General features: G+C 57.1%; 18 protein-coding genes. 7 read left to right on the top strand and 11 right to left on the bottom strand.

Features of this window, described 5'->3' with window-relative positions; translation table 11 throughout:
* Positions 1–17 precede the first annotated feature (17 nt).
* Positions 18–1,268 carry a molybdopterin molybdotransferase MoeA gene (gene moeA / locus U5J94_RS08625; RefSeq protein WP_322565241.1) on the top strand — a complete coding sequence of 417 codons (1,251 nt, stop codon included), beginning with the start codon at positions 18–20 and terminating at the stop codon, positions 1,266–1,268.
* A gap of 110 nt (positions 1,269–1,378) precedes the next feature.
* On the opposite strand, the gene trxA is transcribed toward moeA, so the two are convergent.
* The 3 genes from trxA to U5J94_RS08610 are packed head-to-tail and all read right to left on the bottom strand — an operon-like array spanning position 1,379 to position 2,689.
* Positions 1,379–1,789, bottom strand: a complete 411-nt coding sequence (trxA, locus tag U5J94_RS08620) for a thioredoxin (RefSeq protein WP_416224207.1) — start codon at positions 1,787–1,789, stop codon at positions 1,379–1,381.
* Between the two features lie 55 nt (positions 1,790–1,844).
* Positions 1,845–2,282, bottom strand: a complete 438-nt coding sequence (locus U5J94_RS08615; RefSeq protein WP_322565239.1) for an NUDIX hydrolase — start codon at positions 2,280–2,282, stop codon at positions 1,845–1,847.
* Positions 2,279–2,689, bottom strand: coding sequence for an RNA-binding S4 domain-containing protein (locus tag U5J94_RS08610; protein WP_322565238.1), 411 nt, complete (start codon positions 2,687–2,689; stop codon positions 2,279–2,281). Before U5J94_RS08610 ends, U5J94_RS08615 begins: the two co-directional genes overlap by 4 nt.
* A 66-nt stretch (positions 2,690–2,755) precedes the next feature.
* On the opposite strand from U5J94_RS08610, the gene U5J94_RS08605 reads away from it, so the two are divergent.
* Positions 2,756–4,324, top strand: a complete 1,569-nt coding sequence (locus U5J94_RS08605; RefSeq protein WP_322565237.1) for an AAA family ATPase — start codon at positions 2,756–2,758, stop codon at positions 4,322–4,324.
* 125 nt (positions 4,325–4,449) lie between these two features.
* The gene (locus U5J94_RS08600; protein WP_322565236.1) at positions 4,450–4,740 is read left to right on the top strand and encodes a TusE/DsrC/DsvC family sulfur relay protein; all 291 of its coding nucleotides are present in this window, start codon (positions 4,450–4,452) and stop codon (positions 4,738–4,740) included.
* A 66-nt stretch (positions 4,741–4,806) separates the two neighbouring features.
* Here the strand turns inward: U5J94_RS08600 and U5J94_RS08595 are convergent, their stop codons facing one another.
* A complete protein-coding gene (locus tag U5J94_RS08595; protein WP_322565235.1) occupies positions 4,807–5,526 on the bottom strand; it encodes a hypothetical protein in 720 nt (239 codons plus the stop codon).
* 91 nt (positions 5,527–5,617) lie between these two features.
* On the opposite strand from U5J94_RS08595, the gene U5J94_RS08590 reads away from it, so the two are divergent.
* Entirely contained in the window at positions 5,618–6,316 is a 699-nt protein-coding gene (locus tag U5J94_RS08590) for a hypothetical protein (RefSeq protein WP_322565234.1), read from the top strand.
* Positions 6,313–6,570 (top strand): YcgL domain-containing protein, encoded by a 258-nt coding sequence (locus U5J94_RS08585; RefSeq protein WP_322565233.1) that lies wholly within the window; start codon positions 6,313–6,315, stop codon positions 6,568–6,570. Before U5J94_RS08590 ends, U5J94_RS08585 begins: the two co-directional genes overlap by 4 nt.
* A 102-nt stretch (positions 6,571–6,672) precedes the next feature.
* Here U5J94_RS08585 and U5J94_RS08580 read toward each other — a convergent pair whose 3' ends face one another.
* Both U5J94_RS08580 and U5J94_RS08575 read right to left on the bottom strand, forming a co-directional pair.
* Positions 6,673–6,981, bottom strand: coding sequence for a BolA family protein (locus tag U5J94_RS08580; protein ID WP_322565232.1), 309 nt, complete (start codon positions 6,979–6,981; stop codon positions 6,673–6,675).
* Positions 6,982–7,133: 152 nt separating this feature from the next.
* Entirely contained in the window at positions 7,134–9,566 is a 2,433-nt protein-coding gene (locus U5J94_RS08575) for a Lon protease family protein (RefSeq protein WP_322565231.1), read from the bottom strand.
* 335 nt (positions 9,567–9,901) lie between these two features.
* On the opposite strand from U5J94_RS08575, the gene U5J94_RS08570 reads away from it, so the two are divergent.
* Positions 9,902–10,330: an Rrf2 family transcriptional regulator gene (locus U5J94_RS08570; protein ID WP_322565230.1), complete on the top strand. Its 429-nt coding sequence runs from the start codon at positions 9,902–9,904 to the stop codon at positions 10,328–10,330.
* 399 nt (positions 10,331–10,729) lie between these two features.
* On the opposite strand, the gene U5J94_RS08565 is transcribed toward U5J94_RS08570, so the two are convergent.
* From U5J94_RS08565 to U5J94_RS08545, 5 genes are all read right to left on the bottom strand, one after another.
* A complete protein-coding gene (locus U5J94_RS08565) occupies positions 10,730–11,068 on the bottom strand; it encodes a hypothetical protein (RefSeq protein WP_322565229.1) in 339 nt (112 codons plus the stop codon).
* A gap of 12 nt (positions 11,069–11,080) precedes the next feature.
* Positions 11,081–15,145, bottom strand: coding sequence for an RHS repeat-associated core domain-containing protein (locus U5J94_RS08560; protein ID WP_322565228.1), 4,065 nt, complete (start codon positions 15,143–15,145; stop codon positions 11,081–11,083).
* Positions 15,142–15,396, bottom strand: coding sequence for a hypothetical protein (locus U5J94_RS08555; RefSeq protein ID WP_322565227.1), 255 nt, complete (start codon positions 15,394–15,396; stop codon positions 15,142–15,144). The genes U5J94_RS08560 and U5J94_RS08555 overlap by 4 nt, the downstream gene beginning before the upstream one ends.
* A 1,143-nt stretch (positions 15,397–16,539) precedes the next feature.
* Entirely contained in the window at positions 16,540–18,432 is a 1,893-nt protein-coding gene (gene htpG, locus U5J94_RS08550) for a molecular chaperone HtpG (protein WP_322565226.1), read from the bottom strand.
* A 222-nt stretch (positions 18,433–18,654) separates the two neighbouring features.
* Positions 18,655–19,479 carry a pyruvate, water dikinase regulatory protein gene (locus U5J94_RS08545; RefSeq protein WP_322565225.1) on the bottom strand — a complete coding sequence of 275 codons (825 nt, stop codon included), beginning with the start codon at positions 19,477–19,479 and terminating at the stop codon, positions 18,655–18,657.
* Between the two features lie 118 nt (positions 19,480–19,597).
* Between U5J94_RS08545 and ppsA the strand changes: the two genes are divergently transcribed.
* Positions 19,598–21,982 carry a phosphoenolpyruvate synthase gene (gene ppsA, locus U5J94_RS08540; protein WP_322565224.1) on the top strand — a complete coding sequence of 795 codons (2,385 nt, stop codon included), beginning with the start codon at positions 19,598–19,600 and terminating at the stop codon, positions 21,980–21,982.

Below are 21,982 nucleotides of genomic sequence, written 5' to 3'. Positions count from 1 at the left end.
TTATCGAGTAACCGACTATGTCCGCCAAACCCTCCTGCGACGAATTTGATCCCAACAACCTGCGCGTGGAACAGGCGCTGGAGCAGATTCACCAGAACATCACCCCGCTTGTCGACACAATCGAACTGCCGCTGATGCAGGTGCATAACCATGTATTGGCACAGGATATCCGTTCCCCGCTGAATGTCCCCGCGTACACAAACTCGGCCATGGACGGTTATGCCCTGCGCGCGGCGGACCTGCCTGCCGAGGGAAACGTGACCCTGGATATGATCGGCACGGCCTATGCCGGCACCCCGTTTAATCATGCGGTGCAGGGCGGACAGTGTGTGCGCATCATGACCGGGGCCAAGCTGCCCGACGGCGCCGACACGGTGATCATGCAGGAACACGCCAGCGCCGACGGCGACCGGATCACTTTCGCTGCCGCTCATAATGAAGGTCAGAACGTACGCCATCCCGGCGAGGATATCGCCGTCGATGAGGTGGTCCTCAAACAGGGGCAACGTCTGCAGGCTGCCGAACTGGGACTGCTCGCCTCACTGGGCGTGCCGCAGATCAAGGTACGGCGCAAACTGAAGGTGGCGTTTTTCTCCACCGGTGATGAACTGCGTCCGGTCGGTGAAGCACTGGAGGAAGGGCAAATCTATGACAGCAACCGCTATACCCTGTTCGGTATGCTGCGTCAGCTGGATGTGGAGATTCTCGATCTGGGGGTGATACGGGATGTGCCCGAAGCGATCGAAGCCGCATTTGAACAGGCCGCCGATCAGGCCGATGCCGTGATCACCTCCGGTGGCGTCTCGGTCGGTGAAGCCGATTACGTCAAGCAGACCCTGGATAAACTGGGTGAAGTCAGCTTCTGGAAGATCGCCATGAAACCGGGCAAGCCGCTGGCTTTCGGCCGCGTCAAACAGGCCTGGTTCTTTGGCCTGCCGGGCAACCCGGTGTCGGTGATGGCCACCTTCTACCAGTTTGCCCTGCCCGCCCTGCGGCACCTGATGGGCGAGACGGCCGAACCGCCGTTGACCTTCCAGGTCCCCTGCAGTGAAGCCCTGAAAAAACGCGCCGGGCGCACCGACTTTCAGCGCGGCATCCTGCACCGCGATGAACAGGGCAAGCTCACAGTCAGCGCCGCCGGCATGCAGGCCTCGCATATCCTCAGCGGCATGAGCCGTGCCAACTGCTTTATCATCCTGCCGCTGGAAGCCGACAACATCGAGGCCGGCACCCTGGTCGAGGTGCAGCCGTTTCGCGGGTTAATGTGAAAAAAAGATATTCACCACGAAGACACCAAGACACCAAGACACCAAAAGGAAAACTTTAAAGTATCTTTCCTTGGTGTCTTCGTGTCTTGGTGGTGAGAAATTTTAAAAGATCAGGACTGGGCCTGTTGTTCCTGTTCCTGCTGCTGTTTGGCCACTTCCTGATGGACTTTTTCCATATCCAGGGCCTTGGCATCCTCGATCAGTTTTTCAAACGCGGACTGCTGCACTGCGCCGGCTTCGGAGAAGAGGATAACCTGCTCGCGGAAGATCATCAGGGTCGGAATGGAACGGACATTGAACATGCCGGCCAGTTCCTGCTGTTCCTCGGTGTTGACCTTGGCAAACACAACGTCGTCGTGCTTTTCGGATACTTCATCATAGACCGGGCCGAAGGACTGGCAGGGACCACACCACGGCGCCCAGAAGTCGATAATCACAAAATCATTCTGCTCGATCACATCTTTAAAGTTTTCAGTCGTCAGATCTACGGTCGCCATGGATTTCTCCTGAGATTTGGAAATTTAAAAATTTAGCTTGTCGGAAAATATAGGGTCGAATTTTCGCGATACAACCCCGTCACCGCCGCAGCGGCGGGCTCTCGCCGGTGGCCAGAAAATGCCGATAGTCAGCGAGTATAAGTGCATGATCAAAGGCGAGATTCTCCGGCAGATCCGTCAGGCTCACCAGTTTGATGGCGCGGGCATCGTCCGCCGCCTGCGGCTGTCCCGTGGCGCGGGCAATATAAACCGCGCTCACGGTGTGGCCGCGGCTGTCGCGGGCCGGATCCGAATAGCAACCGAGCAATTGCTGCAATTCGATCTTGAGGCCGGTCTCCTCGTGCGCCTCGCGCACCGCCGCCTGTTCCAGCGTCTCGCCGATATCGACAAACCCGCCGGGCAGGGCCCAGCCCGGCGGCGGATTTTTACGCTCGATCAACACCAGCGGTTCATCGGGCCGATCGATCAACCGTATGATAGTGTCCACGGTTAATAACGGTGTCTCGGGACGGCTCATGAACTCTCCTGATCGTACTTGTTGACGAAGCGGATGATCTTGCGCCGTTCGCGTTTATCCGGTTTGCGTTTGGGGCGCGGGTTGAGCCGCGCCTGTTCCTTTCTGGCCGCCTGCTCCGTTTCACGCCGGACAATGCTCTCGGCATGCTCTTTATATAACTGTTGCGCGACATTGGCCGGTCCGCGGCGTTGCGACAGTGCCTGTACCGTCAGTTCAAACCTCAGCGACGGCTTGCGCACGGTGATCTGATCGCCGATTTGCAGCGCTGCGCCGGGCTTGGCGCGCTGACCGTTGAGCCGCACATGGCCACCGTTGATTGCCTCCATTGCCTGTGCGCGGGTCTTGTAAAACCGTGCCGCCCAGAGCCACTTGTCCAGACGCATGCGCGTGGCTTGTAATCCCGACATATGTATTGTTCCGATAACCCATCAGCGCTAGGCTGTAACCATGAACCCGATAACCTCAGTGTAGCAATGAGTGACCCGCAGACTCCAGCCTGGCTGACGGCGTTGCAACACCCGCAGGCCTATCCGCATCCGGTCGACACTATCCAGCTGATTGAAACCCATATCTCCTGGGTCCTGCTTACCGGGGAATTCGCCTACAAACTCAAAAAGCCGCTGGATCTCGGCTTTCTCGATTTCAGTACGCTCGACAAACGCCATTACTATTGTCAGGAAGAGTTGCGCCTTAATCGTCGCCTGGCCGCGCCAATTTATCTTGATGTGCTGGCGGTGATCGACAGCGCCGAAGGCATGGTGATCGGCGATCCCGAAGCGCATGAAGGATCGGTGATCGAATATGCCCTGAAGATGCGCCAGTTCGATCCCGAAGAGGGGTTTGACAAACTGTTACAACAGCAACAACTGAGCGAACAACACCTCGATCAGCTGGCGCAGCTGATCGGTGAGTTTCATCAGCAATTACCGGCGGCGCCGGCGGACAGTGATTACGGCAGCCTGGCGGCGGTGCGCCATCCCTGCGAGGAGAACTTTCGCCAGATCCGCCGGCAGGCGCCGCAACTGGCCGACGATCCCCGGCTGACCGAACTGGAGCAGTGGAGTGAAAAACAGCTCACGCAGCAGGCGGAACGTTTTGAACAACGCCGCCGTGACGGCTTTATCCGCGAATGTCACGGCGATCTGCATCTGCGCAACATCGCCTTGTGGCAGGACAGGGTCATCGCCTTTGACTGCATCGAGTTCGATCCCGCCCTGCGCTGGATCGATACCCTGAACGAAATCGCCTTTTTGATCATGGATCTGGATGCCCATGCGGCCAGTGGCCTGGGCTGGTATTTTCTCAACCGTTATCTGGAGCAAACCGGCGATTATGCCGGGCTGGACCTGCTGCCCTTCTACCGGGTCTATCGCGCCATGGTGCGGGCCAAGGTGGCCGCCATCGAGCTGGCCCAGCACGATGAAGCGACCCATCGAGAGGAACTGGCCCATTATCTGGATCAGGCCAGGGCCACTATCCGCGCCGACAGTCCCGCCCTGCTGATCACCCTGGGTTTTTCGGGCAGCGGCAAGAGCACCGTCACCGATCAGTTACTGCAACAGCTCGGCGCCGTGCGTCTACGCTCGGATGTGGAGCGCGAACGCCTGTTCGGCAGTGCACCCGACGAACAGGGAATCGGCACCGGCAAATATTCAGCGGCCGCCAGCGACCGGCTCTATCGACATCTGCAGGAACAAAGCCGCCGCCTGTTACAGGCCGGCTACACGGTGATCGTCGATGCCGCTTTTTTGCAGCGGGCCCGGCGCGCCCCGTTTGTTGCGCTGGCCGACACGTGCGGGGTGCCGTTGCATATCCTGGCGCTGGAGGCGGAGCCCGAGGTGCTGCGCCAGCGGATTCGCCAGCGCCAGGCCGCCGGACGGGACGCCTCCGAGGCGGATCTGGCGGTACTCGAGTCCCAGCTGCAACACCACGATCCGCTGGATCCGGCCGAAAGCCGCTACGTTCTGCGGATCGACACCCGGCAGCCGCTGGACCCCGCCGGACTGGCCGCCACTATCCGGGCACGGTCGAACACCCGATAACCTCGCCTTTGACGCGGAAAAAGCACGGCAAAGCCTTGCCAAATACCCGAGTCTTTTGCTAAGGTTATAAACATGTTTTGGGTTAGCCCCAAAAAACAAATTCTCAATCAAGAGGTAGGACAACAGTGGAACTGAATCTGGATGGCGAAGGCTTTCTGCTCGATCGTGATGACTGGTCGGAAGAGGTCGCCAAAGAACTCGCCAAGCAAGACGAAATAGAAATTGATGATCAAATCATGGACCTGATCCATCAGGCACGGCATATGTACGAAGAAGACGGCGTGGTCCCGCCGATTCGCAAATTTGCCAAACAGACGGGCGTCTCCTCCAAGGAGCTGTATGACATTTTCAAGCGAGGCCCGATGAAACTGATTTGCAAGTGGGGCGGACTGCCCAAGCCGACCGGCTGCGTCTGACCCTGCAAGGTTACTTCCCAGGGCTCAAAGACCGGCAGTGCGCCGGTCTTTTTTTGTGCCTGAAAATCAGCCGGCAATACGTGCCAGATAAACACACTGGGTGAATTCCTTGCCCTGATACGGATTGTAAAAACTCACCGGCTCGGCACGGGCTTCGGCAAAGACACCGGCCAGTTGCGCGGTAAACGCGGGATCGGGCAGTTCATTGGACCACAGACCGAACACGCCACCCGGGCGCAGATGTCGCGCCAGCGCACGCAACCCGTCAGGGGCATAGAAGCTGTCATGCCGGGCATCCAGTCGATGATCCGGCGCGTGATCGATATCCACCAGGATCGCGTCGAATTGCCGGCCGGGCTGCTCGGGATCGAAACCGGTCTCACTGGCGGCCAATGCAAAGAAATCGCCCGACACAAACCGGTTACGCGGATCATCACGCAGGCGTTCGCCCAGTGGCAACAGGCCCCGCTGGTGCCAGTCGATCACCGGCGCCAGCGCCTCGACATTGAGCAGTGCGCGTACCGTGTCATGGTCGAGTACCGCCTGCGAGGTGTAGCCCAGTCCGAGTCCCCCCACCACGATGTCATGCGCCGTCCCGTCGAGTTCCGCCAGCCCCAGATTCGCCAGGGCGATCTCCGAGGCGGTAAAGTGACTGGTCATGAGAAAGTCCTCACCCAGCTTGATCTCGTAGACCTCGGCTTCCAGCCGCGGATCATAACGCCGGCGCAGACTCAGCTCACCGATGGGCGTGGTGCGGTAATCCAGCTCTTCAAATAACATCATCATTCCAACAGGGTATTGGGCGCTCAGATAATAACAGACTCGCCTCCCGTCGCTGCGACAAATAGCTTTATAATGTCGTGAACCCTGACCTAACATGGATACCATGCCCATTGAATTCAGCAGTCAGCCCGGCCCCCGCGAACGGCACTTGCAACGCAAGTACCGCAATCCCCTGTTTGCGGACGCCGATACGATCGACGCGGCTCAGGTCCGCCAGGCGCGCGAACAGGACGAGGCGGAGCTCGAACACTTCCTGCGCTATTTTCGCGATCTGGTACAGGAAGCGGTCGAACTGGAGCCCAACAGCGAGAGCGACGTGATCCTGGATATCAAGGAGCGCCTGGATCAAAGTTATGTCCAGTGCTGTGCCCTGCCGGGCAATCACAACGAGATCAAACAGGCGGTCAACCGGCTGATCGAGGTAATCATGGCCGCGGTGCGCCAGGGCGCCGCCAACGATCCGGTGGCGCTGGGCAAACTGGAGGAGGAAGATCAGGCCCGCCAGCTGCACAACCGGCTGGCCGACGAGGTCTTCGTCGCCGATTTGATCCTCCCCGAATCGCCCATCGGCCAGAGCGAACTGGTGCCTTCCCTGTTGAGCGAATCGCAACAGGCCGTCGCCGCCGCCCTGCAGCTGTTCGATGCCGAACAGCTCAGCACGATCTACCCGGAGGCGAAAACCCTGCTGGAACAGACCCAACAACAGGGGCACGCCCTGCCCGAGGCGCAACAGCGGTTACAACAGATTGAAGCGGCGCTGGCCGAGGCCACATCGCAGGTGACGATCAATTGAATACGATCAACTGTTACGTCTATCGCAGCCGTCGCAAACCCGGTTTATACATCTACCTGCCAGAACAGGATGACTGGTCCGCCGTGCCGGATAATATTCTGGGTCTGCTGGGGGAAACCGAACGGTTTCTGGAACTGGCACTCACGCCGGAACGCCAACTGGCCCGCTGTACCGGCGCCGACGTGATCGCCACGATAGAACAACTGGGTTTTTACCTGCAAATGCCACCAGGAGAACCAGATACTAGATTCTAGGGGCTAGTTGCTAGAAACAACATCACATGCCGCAACGCTCCCAAAAGTGGGGCAGCCGGATAGTCCCGTAATACTAGCCCCTAGTAACTAGCACCTAGCACCTTATTTACCCCCACCATGACACGGTGGGGAGTCGGGCGCCTGGCCGGTCTCCTGCCATTCGTCCGGCGCGTAGGTATGCAGCGCCAGGGCGTGGATATTGTTCTGCAACTCCTCGGCCAGGACCTCGTTGATCATCCGATGGCGGGCGATCAGGGGTTTACCGTCAAAACTGTCGGCGACGATCACCACCTTGAAATGGGATTCGGAACCCGGCGGGACATTGTGGTTGCCGCTTTCGTTGATCACCTGCAGATGCGAGGGATGAATCTGTTGGGCGAGTTTTTCCTCGATGACCGCTTGCATGCTCATGTTCTGGCTCCGTTGTCGCTTTAACCCGGCTGGATGCCGGGATCACATTTGATATAACGAATCATTGTAACTGCGGCTGTTATAGGCGCGTCCCGATAGATTTCAAGCCTGCAGTCTGTGGTGTCTTTATCCGCCCGCTCAGGCACCGGGGCTCACCCGGGTTTGTGATCCTGGTTCTCCCGATCATCCTCGTCGTCTTCATCACCGTCGCCCGGCCTGGCGAATTCATGACGGGTTTCGGCAAAGTCTTCCAGTCGCCGTTTGACCTTGTCATTCACCGTATCTTTGGGATACTCGCCCTGCGCGTCGATAGCGCCGGCGCTGATGCCGGTCAGCACCTCGATGGCCTCATCCACGGTGGCCACCGCATAAATATGAAACTGCCCCTGCCGGGCCGCTTCCACCACGTCCTCGCGTAGCATCAGATGTTCCACGTTGGTCGCCGGGATCACCACGCCCTGCTCGCCGTTCAGCCCCCTGGCACGACAGACGTCGAAGAAGCCCTCAATTTTTTCGTTAATCCCGCCGACCGGCTGCAACTGGCCGCGCTGGTTGGCCGAGCCGGTCACCGCCAGGGACTGGCGGATGGGGAGATCGGCCAACGCCGATAACAAGGCACACAGTTCGGCAACGGTGGCGCTGTCGCCCTCGATGCCGCCATAGTTCTGTTCGAACACCAGGGTGGCGGCCAGCGACAGCGGTTTGCTGCCGGCAAAGCGCGCGGCCAGATAGGCGCTGAGGATCATCACGCCCTTGGAATGGATCGAACCGCCCAGATCCACCTCGCGTTCGATATCCACCACCTCGCCCTCGCCGACCCGCACCGTGGCCGTTACCCGGGCGGGATGCCCGAAGGCAAAGCGGCCCAGCTCGTTGACCACCAGCGCATTGACCTGGGCGGTCACCCCGCCCTCGGTATCGATCAACAAGGTACCGCGGCGAATCTCTTCGACGACATGCCGCTGCATGCGATCGGCGCGATAGATCTGTTTGTCGATGGCCTGTTGCACATCCGCCCGGCTGACCCGTTCGCGCCCGCCCTGGCGGGCCCAGTAATCGGCTTCCTGCAACAGATCGTTGATACCGCGCATATGCACCGAGAGTTTCCGGGTATCTTCCACCGCCCGGCGACTGTGCTCGACGATCCGGGCCACGGCGTCGCGCTCGAAATGCAGCAGCTGGTCCTTGCGGATCAGCGTGGCCAGCAGCCGGGCATACAGATTCTGGTTGTCGTCATTACTGTCGATGCTGTTTTCAAAATCGGCCTGCACCTTGAACAACTCGGCAAAGTCGGGATCGTAGGCCTGTAACAGATAATAGAGATAACGCTCCCCGACCAGTACCACCTTGAGCTTGAGCGGAATCGGTTCCGGCTCCAGGGTCACGGTACTGATCAGGCTGTACATCTCCGCCGGCGACTCGATATAAATCTCACCGGCATAGAGCATGCGCTTGAGCGCTTCCCAGGCAAACGGCTGGGTCAGCAGCCGATGGGCATCCAGCACCAGATAACCGCCGTTGGCCTCATGCAGGGCGCCCGCCCTGACCAGCATGTAATCGGTGACCAGGGTCCCCATTTGCGAGACATACTCGATGCGTCCGATCAGGTTCTGGAAGATGGGCAGATCCTCATACACCACTGGCGCCCCGCTGGCCTGACTGTTGTCCACCAGCACATTGACCTGATAACGCCTGAATGACTGCCCGGCCTTGCCGGTCTCCCACTGCAACACCTCCTCTTCTTCATCACGAAAGGCATTGAGATTGTCGATCACATCCTCCTGTACTTCGGAGAGGTACTCGCTGATCGCCTCGACGTCATGGTATTTTTCGCGCAGGTCCTCGATCAGGTGCCCCACCGCGAACATGCCGACCTCGCGGTTCAGCGCCTTGATCGCCTCGCGCAGTTCCCGCTGCCACTGACTGCGCTGATGGAGGATGCCGCGCAACTTGTCTTCCAGACTGCTGATCACCGCCGACAGTCGCTGCTGCTCCTCTTCGGGCAACGCATCGTATTCATCCGTTTTCATCGGCCGGCCATCCTTGAGCGGCACAAAGCTGAACTCGTCACGGGCGCGCAACACGGTCACGCCGTGTTTTTCCGCCTCCTCGGCCAGTTCAATAAACACCTGTCGCGAACGGTCCTGAAAGTTGCCGTGCAACTCCTGCAGGCGGGCATGGTACTGCTCGGTTTCGAAGGCATTGGGAATCGCCGAGCGCAGATCCTCCACCAGCTGGCGCATATCATGGGCAAAAGTGCTGCCCCGTCCGGCGGCCAGCTCGATGGCCCGCGGCTTGTCCGGGTGGGCAAAGTTGGCCACATAGATCCAGTCGCTGGCGATCGGCTCCTCACCGGCACACTGGCGCAGAAACTGGCTGACCATGGTGTGTTTGCCCATGCCGCTGGGCCCCAGCACAAACAGGTTGTAGCCGTGCTGGCGGATTCCCAGACCGAAGTGCAGGGCCTCCTCGGCCCGATCCTGCCCCAGCAGGCCTTCCAGATCGGCCAGTTGCGACGTGTCATCAAATCCGAATCGGCTCGGATCGCAAGCGGTATAGAGGGCGTCCGCGTCGAGTGCTTTCATCAATAATCTGCGCCTTGGTTAAATATCGGGTTTCACAGGGGCCGCCACCCGGCCGACGGGATTCCATGGTACACGATGCACCACAAAGCGTCGCCGGGGCGGGAACCATCGGGATTTTTGTGTGCCTAAGAAAATACAGTAATAGCTTGGCAAGATACTCTCAAGTTATTGTTTTTAATGGGTTAATTCTCATTGACCACATCTACTACAGGGTTGAAGTTTACAATTGTTCACAGCATACACATTGTCAAGCTATGGGAATAATCCTAAATTAAACACTAAGTAAATTGACAACACCCGACCAGAACGAACCCAAACCATCAAGAGGCCAAACCATGAAACTTTCATCCCGAGCAGACTATGCCGCCAAGGCAATGCTGGAACTGACGATGAGCCCGGACCGGCCGGTGACGCTGGCGTATCTGGCGCACACGCAGAATATCTCCATCTCTTACCTGGAACAGATTTTTGCCCTGTTGCGCAAGCACGGGCTGGTCCGCAGCGTGCGCGGTCCCGGCGGCGGCTATGTCCTGAACAAAAACATCGACGAAATCTCCGTCGGCGACATCGTCAAGGCGATCGACCTGCCGGAAAAAGAAAAAGCCAAAGACAATGTCCCCACCGGCCACGGCGCCCCGGAAAGCGCCCACCTTTGGAAAGAGCTGTCCAACATGGTGTATGACTATCTGAGCAGCGTCAGCCTGCGGGACATCCACGAAACGAGCAAAAAACACTCCGGCGACAAATCCAGTCAGGCCGCCTGAGTCACTACGACAAGCTGAAATCAGCGCGCCGCTATCGAAAGATGGCGGCGTGTTTTTATTTTGGGAGCAGCTTTTCACCGCAGAGGCGTCTGCGTCTATGCCCGTTGCCTGGGTGCAGAGGCGACAAAGAAACAGAAATAAATATGTCCGTGAAACCAGGGGAGGTTCAGTCTGAACCTCCCCTGGTTTCACGGACACATTAAATCAGAGACAATCTAACCCGCCTGGTCAAAATTTAATCCCTCCGACACCTATTTAACAAGTCATTGGGACACTCCTTCTGGGAGACCATTGCCTCCGATTTAAAGTGTCCGTTAAACTGGGGGAAGTTCACTACGTCCCCTTTTTCCGACCTCCTCTTTTTCCGTTGATTCCCACGCCCTTCAACACCTTTTCCTTCTAATTGATATTTGGTTTAAAAAATATAAGTCGGGCGCAAGCTATTAAAATAATTATATTAAAAGCATATGAAGCCACTGTAACAATGGTAATAATCTTTATGTCAGCTTCAATAACACTAACCAATACAGAAATACCTCCTACAGACCCTATTATTCGATTGATTATCACAATATTTCGAATGTCTTCCTTCAGGTAAAAACCTGATCCGTACCAAAACATAGCCAAAATTATAAATATACCTGGCAAATTAACAAAGCCTACGAAAATTATAGCTAATAAGTACATGACACCAGCAAAAATGGCGAAAACTCGAAAAATCATCTCAATGTTAGACATTATTTCTATATCCTACATGAGGTCAAAAATGGGATCTCTATTTCTTGCATTGTTGTATGCTGGTAGCCCAGCTCCTCTTAGCGCTTGATAATATGCATCGGATACAGAAAAACATAGTGCCCCTTCACCAGCCGCAATGCATGCCTTATTCATATTATCACGTAATTCTTTGTCGCATTGTTTTCTAGATTTTCCGCATTCTTTTCCTTTATCGCCATAGCAATCATCGTGTTTTCTACAAGCATCGGAAAAATCAGCTTTCCCATAATAATCTGGCACCCAACTTGCAGTTGCGCCTGAGCCACATATTAGCCCCTGTCTTCTTCGGGGCAATGATGGTATTGGCATATCTTCCCAAACATCCAGCCCATATAAATCAAAGTACTTATTTGGATTGTGCATGGCATACCCATACGTATTCAACCCGCCTTCCAACCCAATCGGATCACTGGTCATATACCGCCCGGTACTCGGATCGTAGTACCGGTAGTAATTATAGTGCAGCCCGGTCTCGTGGTCATAGTACTGCCCCGGGAAACGCAAATTAAACACAAATTCCTCGTCGCCCCACCCCTCACTGACCGGCTGAGTTTGCCCGAACGGGTCACTATCCCAGCGCCAGACAACATCATTGGCTTCACTGGTCACAATTCTCGGCGTGCCCAGGTGGTCGGTGTGAACGTAGTAGATCGCGTCCTCCTCCCGCACGCTGGCAATCGGCACGCCGTTAAAATAGATCAGTTCCTCTTTCAGCCTGCCTTTGTGATTATAGACGCCGATGATCTGCCCTGCCTCGTTGTAGGCGAACAGGCGGGTGTGGCCGTGTTTGAATCCTGCTGCGCTGTGGCCTTTGCCTTTGCCTTTGCCTTTGCGGTTGCCCTTCCCCTGAGCGGGCGTCAGGAACCGTTTGCTGACCCGCTGGCCCAGAGCGTTGTAGTCGTAGAGAACCTGATTGTCCACCCTCGCCAGGCGGTTGGCGGTATTGTAACTGTAGGTGCGGGTCCGACCGTTGACGGTCTTGGTGAGGATGCTGCCGTTGGCGTCGTACTCATAGGTGACGGCATTGTTGCCGGTGATACGTTGCAACCGGTTACTGTCACTGGCGATGGTGTAATTCGCCTGAAGTCCACCAGTGCTGTCGTCGAAGGCTGTCCGGTTGCTGTTGGGATCGTAGTCGAAGCGCTGGTCGAACTCGCCCGGTTGCTCTCCGCTAATCAGCCGATTGAGGGCATCGTAACCATAATGCTGATCCAGTTCGCTGCCTTCGATGCCGGTGATGTTGTTGCGCCGATCAAACTGGTAGTGGCGTCTGTCACCGGCCAGGGTCTGTTCATACAGTCGCCCGTCCAGATCGTAGCGGTCGCTGTGCACGCTGCCGTTGCCCCAGGTCCACCGGGTGACGGGACCGAAGGCCGACCAGCGGGCGTTCTTCAGGATCGTCTTGCCGTTGACCGCGATACGGTTGACCTGCCCGTCGGTATAGGCATAACTCACGGTCATCCCGGACGGGTAGGTCTCCTCGACCAGCTGGCCGGTCGCATTGTAGGTGTAGCCGTGGGTCAACGTGATGTCATCGATGATCTGGCTCTTTTCGATCACCCGGCCATACTGATCATAGCGGTAGACAGTACTGCCGCTGGCGTCATCGATGCGGCTCAGGCGGCCGATACTGTTCTCGCCCTGATCGTAGGTGTATCGGGCCTCGCTGCCATCGGCATAGCGAATGCGGATCACCCGGTTCAACGCATCATAGTCGTAGTTTGTCGTCTGGCCCTTCGCGTCGGTTTTGCTGATGACATTGCCGGCCGCGTCATGATTGAACGTGGTGATTCCACTGTCGGGGCTGTGCTGTTCCAGCAGGTTCCCCAGCCCGTCATAGGTATAGGTCGTGGTGTTGCCGTTGTAGTCGGTGACGCGGGTCAGGTTGTCCCGGGCATCGTACGCGTATTGCGCCGCCTGCCCGTTGGCATTGGTCTGGCCGAGCATCCGGTTCAGCGCGTCGAAGGCATACTGCGTGGCATTCTGGTCGGCATCGGCGCGCTGGATCCGGTTGCCGTTGGCATCGTACTGGTAGGTGGTCTGCTGGCCGTTGTTGCCAAATACCGCGGTCAGCTGGTTGAGATCGTCATAGGCCCGCGAAACGGCGCGGGTCAGCGTGCCGTCGGCATCATTGACCTCTTCCTGTGTGATATTGCCTGCCGCGTCACGGGTATAGTGAAGGGTATTGCCGCGGCTGTCGCTGATGGACGTCACCCGGTGGGCGTTGTCATAGCCATACGTCAGGCTCTCGCCGTCCGGCGGGGTAACGCGGATCAGGTTGCCCGCCGGGTCGTAATCGAACTTGGTGGTCTGGCTGCCGACCGTGCGAGTTTTCAGACGGCCGCGGGCATCATAGCTCAGGGTGGTGACCAGGCCATGGGGATCGACCATCTCCAGTGGCCGGCCGCTGCCATCGTGCCGGCTAATCCGGGTCACGTGCCCCAGCGCGTTGGTGATCCGGCTTCGGGTGCCATCCGGGTTGTAGGTGTAGGTGGTGATGTCCTCGACAGCGATGCGCGGGCCGTCCATCTGGATCAACTGTCCCGCGGTATTGTAGACATAGTAGGTGCGACGCTGCTTGCCGGTGTCCGGATCGGTGACGATACGGGTTACACGGTTGCCCTGGCTGTCGTAGTCATAGTCGGTGACCCGCCCCGGCTCGCTGATGCGCACCGGTTTGTTCCACGCGGGATGCCACTCGGTGGTAATCGTACGTTCGACCTCGGTGCCCACCGCTTCGGTACGCGCGATCTCCAGGCCGCGATCGTTATGCTCGTAGTTTGTGACGTTGCCGTTGAAGTCGGTCTTGCGCTGGACAAACCCGTTGGCATCGTAGCTCACGTCCCTGGCATCACCCCCGCAACGGGTGCAGGGCCCGTTGTCAATTTGGGTGACCTTGCTAACGCCGTGCAGGGTCTCGAAATGATAGGTGCGTTCCCGACCGCCCGGATCGGTGACGGTAGTTGTGCCGTCACCGTTGTATTGCAGGGTGTAGCGATCAGCCCCCTCTGCGTGCTCGGTCAGGATGGCGCGGCCCTCATTGTCATAGCCATAGGTGGCATAGCGCTGACCATTGGCATCGATAATCCCTGTCAGGTGATTGGGATAACCGGTATTTTCATACAGATAACCCCGGCTGCTGGCGTCGGGATAGACCACATTGTTCAGGTTGTCATTATCGTCATACAGATACTGATACTGTCTTCCGTCAGGATCGCTGAAGATCTCGAGCCGGTCGTCTGAATCATAGGTAAAACTCAGCGTACGGTCGAAGGGTCCGGTCACCGTCTGCAGCCGACCGGTACTGTCATAAGTGAGATCGGTGGTACGGCCGTTCGTAGTGGTGATGCTCATGAGCTTGCCCTCGGCATCATAGTTTTCCACCGTGCCACTGGCCAGGGTCAACGACCAGCCCCCGTCGCCGTCCCGGGACAGGGTTGAAGTCACATCCGGATCGGTCGTCCAGGTGCCGCTGTTCCGTGTATAGGTATAGGTCTTGCCGTCGGCACGAATCACCGCGGCGGTCGTGCCGCCCGATTCGAGCACAACCGAGCGCTCATAGCTATGACGCCAGCCTTTGCCCATGACACCGGGCCGATCGTCCAGGCTGTTGTAATAGCGCACAAAACTCAGTGAAGCTACCGGAGAACTGTAATCGGATTCACGCTCGAATTTGTTGCCGGTGCCGGCATGGACGGGATTGCTGACATATGGGCTGGGACTTTCGCTTGAATCGCAGGAACCCAGGTTTTTTGCGAGCCCCTCATCGACAGTCGGTTCTTCCCCACCAGGACATACCGATACACTGAAATCACCCGTGAAGGTATCATCGAACGGCGCCTCGCTGATCTCCCCGACCGGATAGGCGTCGTTGTTGAAATCAACCGTTACCGGATTCCCGTTCAGGCTGTTGGAAACACTTCCACGGAAATCCTTGTGAATAAAATAGTAGGCACTGTGGCAGGGTGTACCCAGCCCACGGAAGTTAGAGGTATCAATTAAACCATAGGCGCCTGATGATACATCATCAGGCCTCATGTCAGCTCGGTAAAAATAATTCGCTCAACCACCCCGTCGTTGGTCGAACTGTTTGTCACCCTGCAGCGCAGGGTCGCGAAATAGTAACGCACGTAGGAGCCGCTGGACGAGGACATCTCCTGGGCAACCACCTCATTCCCAATGGTTGTAATATATCCATCAGTGTTACAGGTGTATTCAGACCGGGCCACGGTTGAAAATGCGAGCAGCATGACGACAGCGATAAACTTCAGAAATTGAGTCCCTTTCATGATCATATCCTTGATGATTTTTTATATTATCAACACCGACTTTCCGCAATTATCTACCACATAGCGTCAATTCGGGGGTGAGGATGTTTGCTCCGCGGGTTACACGCCCGGGACGACAAACCGGTAAGGTATTGAGGCAGGTTGCAGAAGCACGGAATACACGACTACCGCCAACCCCGGGTAGTCGCCAGGGCATTTGCGTAAAACAATTGACTGTGAGGATGTACGGTAGTCGACTCGCCCCGACCAGGCGCCTAACCGACAGGGGAACACGTGTGAGTAATGAATGGTGTATGTGGCAGCTTGTGTTTTTCAAGTCATCATCCATGACGGCGTCCCTGTTCCCTGATTATCTTTATTTAACGCTCATCCCTGACCGGTTAGCGCAATTTTTTATTTGTTAATCCACTTGATTTTCTGTAAACCTAGCTGACCTGTTATCAGTTTTCAAGACCCGGGAATCCCCTTATCATCGAATATGTACTAACAGACAAATATAGGCCAATAAAGTCAATGACTTGCTTCGATTTCTTATCGAACATCTGTAACATTTCGACCCGAACTTGACTCTGCGCAATACACACAGGAGTCTTTCACCTGGTTTCACCGACGCTCAACCGAGCCTGCGATACAACGGATCAGACTGAAATTTATATAATTAGTATTAACTGAATTTCTTATTTTTATTGAGTTTGATCTCGATCAAACTTTTCTCCCGACATGCAGGTTAAACCTATTGTCACCTCACTATCAATCTGGAGGAGAGAGCCATGCAACAAGGTGACAAGGGGATCGCGCTGAATGCGGGCAAGACGGTGCTGGTGTTGTTCGGCTTTATGGTGTTTTTGATCGTGGTGTCGAATGTGATTGCCTGATGCCCTGCGGGCAGGTGCTGAGTGCTGAGTTCTAAGTGCTGAGTTCCGAGTGCCAGATGCAGGTCAGGTTGTGCGCAGCGCTACCTGACATTCTGTCTGTCGGACTGTTTTTTTACCACGAAGACACGAAGTCTCGAAGTGTATTCATTTTTCCTTCGTGCCTTCGAGTCTTCGTGGTAACGCTTTTATAAAAATCCAGACGAGGCCGGAACCCGGCGGTGGGCGTTTGTAGAGAGATTGGATCCCGGCTTGCGCCGGGATGACAGTTTCAGCCGCTGAGTTCCTGCAGCAGGCGGTTGACGCGGCTGACGTAGGCGACCGGGTCTTCGAGCTGGCCGCCTTCGCTGAGCATGGCCTGTTCGAACAGGATCAGACTCCAGTCGTTGAAGTCCGCTTCCTGCTCCACGTTCTGCAGGCGTTTGACCAGCGGGTGGTCGGGGTTTATTTCCAGTACCGGTTCAATGTTGGGGACGTTATGCCCGGCCTGCTTGAGTAGTTTTTGCATGCTCATGGCCATATCATTCTCCGAGACCACCAGGCAGGACGGTGAGTCGGTCAAACGGTGGGAGACCTTGACCTCCTTGACCTTGCCGTCCAGCACTTTTTGCATCCGCTCCAGCAGTGACTGGTAATCCTTCTCGGCCTGCTCGGCTTTCTCTTTTTCTTCCTTATCTTCCAGCTCGCCGAGATCCAGCGCGCCCTTGGCCACGGAGACGAACGGCTTGCCGTTGTATTCGTCCATGAAGGACATCATCCACTCATCGACGCGATCATACATCAACAGGACCTCGATGCCTTTCTTGCGGAACAGTTCCAGATGGGGGCTGTTTTTGGCCGCAGCATAGCTTTCGGCGGTAATGTAGTAGATCTTCTCCTGCTTGTCCTGCATGCGTTCGAGGTACTCATCCAGTGAGATATTCTGCACATCGCTGTCGTTATACGTGGAGGCGAAGCGAAACAGTTTTGCGATCTTATCCTTGTTGCCAAAATCCTCGGCCGGACCTTCCTTGAGCACGTTGCCGAAGGCCTGCCAGAACTCACTGTATTTCTCCGGCTCGTCCCTGGCCAGTTTTTCCAGATGGGCCAGGATCTTTTTCACCGAGCCGTTGCGGATGGTGTCGATCTGGCGATTGCGCTGCAGGATCTCGCGCGAGACGTTGAGCGGCAGATCGTCCGAGTCGACCACGCCGCGCACGAAGCGCAGGTAGTTGGGCATCAGCTGTTCGGCATCGTCCATGATGAACACCCGCTTGACGTAGAGCTTGATGCCATAACGCTTGTCGCGATCGTACAGATCGAACGGCGCACGTTTGGGGATATAAAACAGCGTGATATAGGACTGGGTGCCTTCGACCTTGTTGTGCAGCCAGGAGAGCGGATCCTCGAAGTCGTGGGCGACGTGTTTGTAGAACTCGGTGTACTCGTCGTCGCTGATCGCATCACGCGGACGGGTCCACAGCGCGGAGGCCTTGTTAACGGTCTCCAGCTCGTCGGTGGGCTTGCCCTCCTCGTCCCGCTTGGCCATCAGGATCGGCAGGGAGATGTGATCGGAGTATTTTTTGATAATGCTGCGCAGACGAAAGTCGTCCAGAAACTCGTCGGCATCCTCGTGCAGGTGCAGGGTGACGCGGGTGCCCCGCTCGGGCCGTTCGATGGTTTCCAGAGTGTATTCACCCTCGCCGGTCGATTCCCAGCGTACGCCGTGCTCGGCCCCGAAGCCAGCGCGGCGGGTCTCCACGGTCACCCTGTCGGCGACAATAAACGAGGAGTAGAAGCCGACCCCGAACTGGCCGATCAACTGGGCGGTCTGCGACTGATCCTCGGAGAGGGCTTCGAGAAACTTGCGGGTCCCCGAGCTGGCGATGGTGCCGATGTTGTCCATCACCTCCTGGCGGTTCATGCCGATGCCGTTGTCGGTGACGGTAACGGTGCGCGCCTCGGGATCAAAGTCGACCCGCAGCTTGAGATCGGTGTCCCCCTCGTAGAGGGCGTCGTCTGAGAGGGCCTCGAAGCGCAGCTTGTCGCAGGCGTCGGAGCCGTTGGAGATCAGCTCGCGCAGGAAGATCTCTTTGTTGGAATAGAGCGAATGGATCATCAGCTGCAGCAGCTGCTTGACCTCGGTCTGGAAACTGAGTGTCTCCTTGTGGGCGTCGACTGTCATGTTCTTCTCACCTTTATATATATGCGTGTTGTCATCAGATGACACAATTTGCAAGTGGTAATGGGGACAAAGGGGGAATTTTTCAAGCCCTGCGCCCTTCGGGCGAGGGCCGAGTTACGAGGGACGAGTGACGAGGAAAAGCGGTAGGGTGCGTTCTACGCACCTTCTTTTTCAGCTCGTACCTCGTTACTCGTCCCTCGGCCCTCGCCCGAAGGGCGCAGGCTAAAGTCGACGGTGGTCCAGGCTGGTCGCCTTGAGGATATAGGTGGCAATCTCCTCGATGGATTTGCTGGTCACATCGAGATACTCGATGCGATTGTGACGAAACAGCGCCTCAACCTGGCGCACTTCGTACTGGCACTGATGCAGGGCGGCGTAACGGCTGGCGGGGCTGCGTTCCTGGCGGATCTGCTGCAGGCGTGCGGGCTGGATGGTCAGGCCGAACAGTTTGTCCCGCCAGGGCTTCAAATCGGCCGGTAACCGGCTGTCTTCCAGCTCCTCGTCCACCAGCGGGTAATTGGCGACAAACACACCGTAATGGATCGCCAGAAACACACTGGTCGGGGTCTTGCCGCTGCGCGAGACGCCCACCAGGATCAGATCCGCCCGTTCGTACTGACGGATACTCCCACCGTCGTCATTTTGCAGGGCGAAATTGACCGCATCCATGCGGTGACGATAATGCTCCTGCGTGACCACCCCGTGGGTATGCCCCACCGACGCGACCCGCCGGGAGCCCAGCTCGTCTTCCAGCGGCGACAGGAACGAGTCCATAAAATCGATGAACAGGCCTTCACTGGAGGCGACGATTTCATGGATGCTGGAGACCACCAGGGTGCTGAAGATGATCGGACGCAGCCCCTTTTCGCGATGGGCCGCGTTGATCCGGTCCCGCGCCTCACGGGCCTTCTCCACGCTGTCGATGTAGCGCAGGGTCAGATAGTCAAATGATTGCCCCGCGAACTGGGTCAGCAGGCTGTGACCGAGGGTCTCCGCCGTGATGGCGGTACTGTCGGAGACAAAAAACACCGCGCGTTTACCGGTCATGATTCTCTCACCAGATTTATCGTAAGGATAGTTGAAAAGCAGGCAAACCTGCCTGTAACCTGCTCGATAACCGGTTACACTCTGCTATGAATCCTCCTGACAAGCAAGGGGCAACAAGGTGGCACAACATCTGATCTGGTTCGATGAACTGCGGCTCGACGATGTTCCCCGGGTCGGTGGCAAAAACGCCTCGCTGGGCGAAATGATTCACCAACTGAGCGATGCCGGCGTCCGGGTGCCGGGCGGTTTCGCCACCACGGCCGACGCGTTTCGCGAATTCCTGGAGTACGAGGGGCTGGCCGATCGCATCTACACGGAACTGGACCAGCTGGATACCAACGACGTGGTCGCGCTGGCGAAAAGCGGCGAACGTATCCGTCAGTGGATCATCGACACCCCCTTCCCGCCCGAGCTGGAACAGCAGCTGCACGAGGCAATCAGCAAACTGCAGCAGGAAAATGGCGACGAAGTCTCGTTTGCGGTGCGCTCTTCCGCCACCGCCGAGGATCTGCCCGAAGCCTCTTTCGCCGGCCAGCAGGAAAGCTATCTGAACATCAAGGGCGAAGCCAACCTGATGGATGCTATCCGGCATGTCTTCGCCTCGCTGTTCAACGACCGCGCCATCACCTATCGGGTCCATAACAAATTTGACCACCGCCAGGTGGCGCTCTCCGCCGGCGTACAGCGGATGATTCGCAGCGATATCGGCGCCAGCGGGGTCATCTTCACCATCGATACCGAATCGGGCTTCGAGGATGTGGTCTTTATCACCGCCGCCTACGGCCTGGGGGAAACCGTCGTCCAGGGGCAGGTCAATCCCGACGAATTCTACGTCTTCAAGCCGATGCTGGAACAAGACAAACAGGCCGTCATCCGCCGCAACCTCGGTCAGAAAGCCATCCGCATGGTCTATGGCGCGGATAGTGCGCATGCCGGCTCGACCCGTACCGAAGAAGTGCCGCTGGAACTGCAGCGCGAGTTCAGCATAAATGATGAAGAAGCCATGGAACTGGCACGTCAGGCGGTGACCATCGAGAAGCACTACGGCCGGCACATGGATATCGAATGGGCGCGGGACGGCCTGGACGGCCAGTTGTATATCGTGCAGGCGCGCCCGGAGACAGTAAAAAGCCGCAGTGATCGCAACGTGCTGGAGCGCTACGAAATGCAGGAGTACGGCAAGGTACTGGCCACCGGGCGCAGTATCGGCCAGCGCATCGGCAGCGGCGTGGCACGCACCATCATGAACGTCAAGGAGATGGACAGGCTGCAAAAGGGTGACGTGCTGATTACCGATATGACCGATCCCGACTGGGAGCCGGTGATGAAACGCGCCTCGGCGATTGTGACCAACCGGGGCGGACGCACCTGTCACGCGGCGATCATTGCCCGCGAGCTGGGTATTCCGGCGGTGGTCGGTTGTGGTGATGCCACCGAGGCGATCACCGACGGCAATGAAACCACCGTTTCCTGTGCCGAGGGCGATACCGGCTATATCTACGACGGCATCCAGCCGTTCGAGGTCAAGCGGGTCAGCCTCGACAGCATGCCCGAGCTGCCGTTTAAAATCATGCTCAATGTCGGCTCCCCGGACCGCGCCTTTGATTTCAGCTATCTGCCCTGTGCCGGCGTGGGACTGGCCCGGCTGGAATTCATTATCAACCGGATGATTGGCGTCCACCCCAAGGCCCTGCTCAACTACAACAAGCAACCGGATGAGATCAAACAGCAGATCGACCGCCAGACAGCCGGCTATCCCGACCCGGTCAGTTTCTTTATCGAAAAGCTGGCCGAGGGTATCGGCACCATCGCGGCGGCGTTCTGGCCCAAGCCGGTTATCGTGCGCATGTCCGACTTCAAGTCCAATGAATACCGTAATCTGATTGGCGGCGAAGCCTATGAGCCCCATGAAGAGAATCCGATGATCGGCTTTCGCGGCGCCGGGCGCTATATCGCCAAATCCTTCCAGGACTGTTTCGAACTGGAATGTTTTGCTCTGAAGAAAGTTCGCGACGAAATGGGTCTGACCAATGTCGCTATCATGATTCCTTTTGTGCGAACCGTGGAGCAGGCCCATGATGTCATCAGCCTGCTGCATGACAATGAACTGCAGCGTGGTGTCAATGATCTCAAAATCATCATGATGTGCGAAATCCCCTCCAATGCCCTGCTGGCCGACAAGTTCCTCAAATACTTTGACGGCTATTCCATCGGTTCCAATGACCTGACCCAGCTGACGCTCGGGCTGGACCGCGACTCGGAGCTGGTCGCCGACCTGTTCGATGAACGCAACGAGGCGGTCAAGATGCTGCTTTCCATGGCGATTAAAGCCTGTCGACTGCAAAACAAATATATCGGCATCTGCGGTCAGGCGCCCTCGGATCACCCGGATCTGGCCTTCTGGCTGATGGAGCAGGGCATCAACAGCGTGTCACTGAACCCCGACAGCGTCATCCCCACCTGGCTGTATCTGGCTGAACACCTGCAGGAAAAAAACGCCTGA

The sequence above is a fragment of the Thiohalophilus sp. genome (genome assembly GCF_034522235.1).
GTDB lineage: Bacteria > Pseudomonadota > Gammaproteobacteria > UBA6429 > Thiohalophilaceae > Thiohalophilus.
This window is presented reverse-complemented; position numbering and strand designations above follow the sequence as displayed.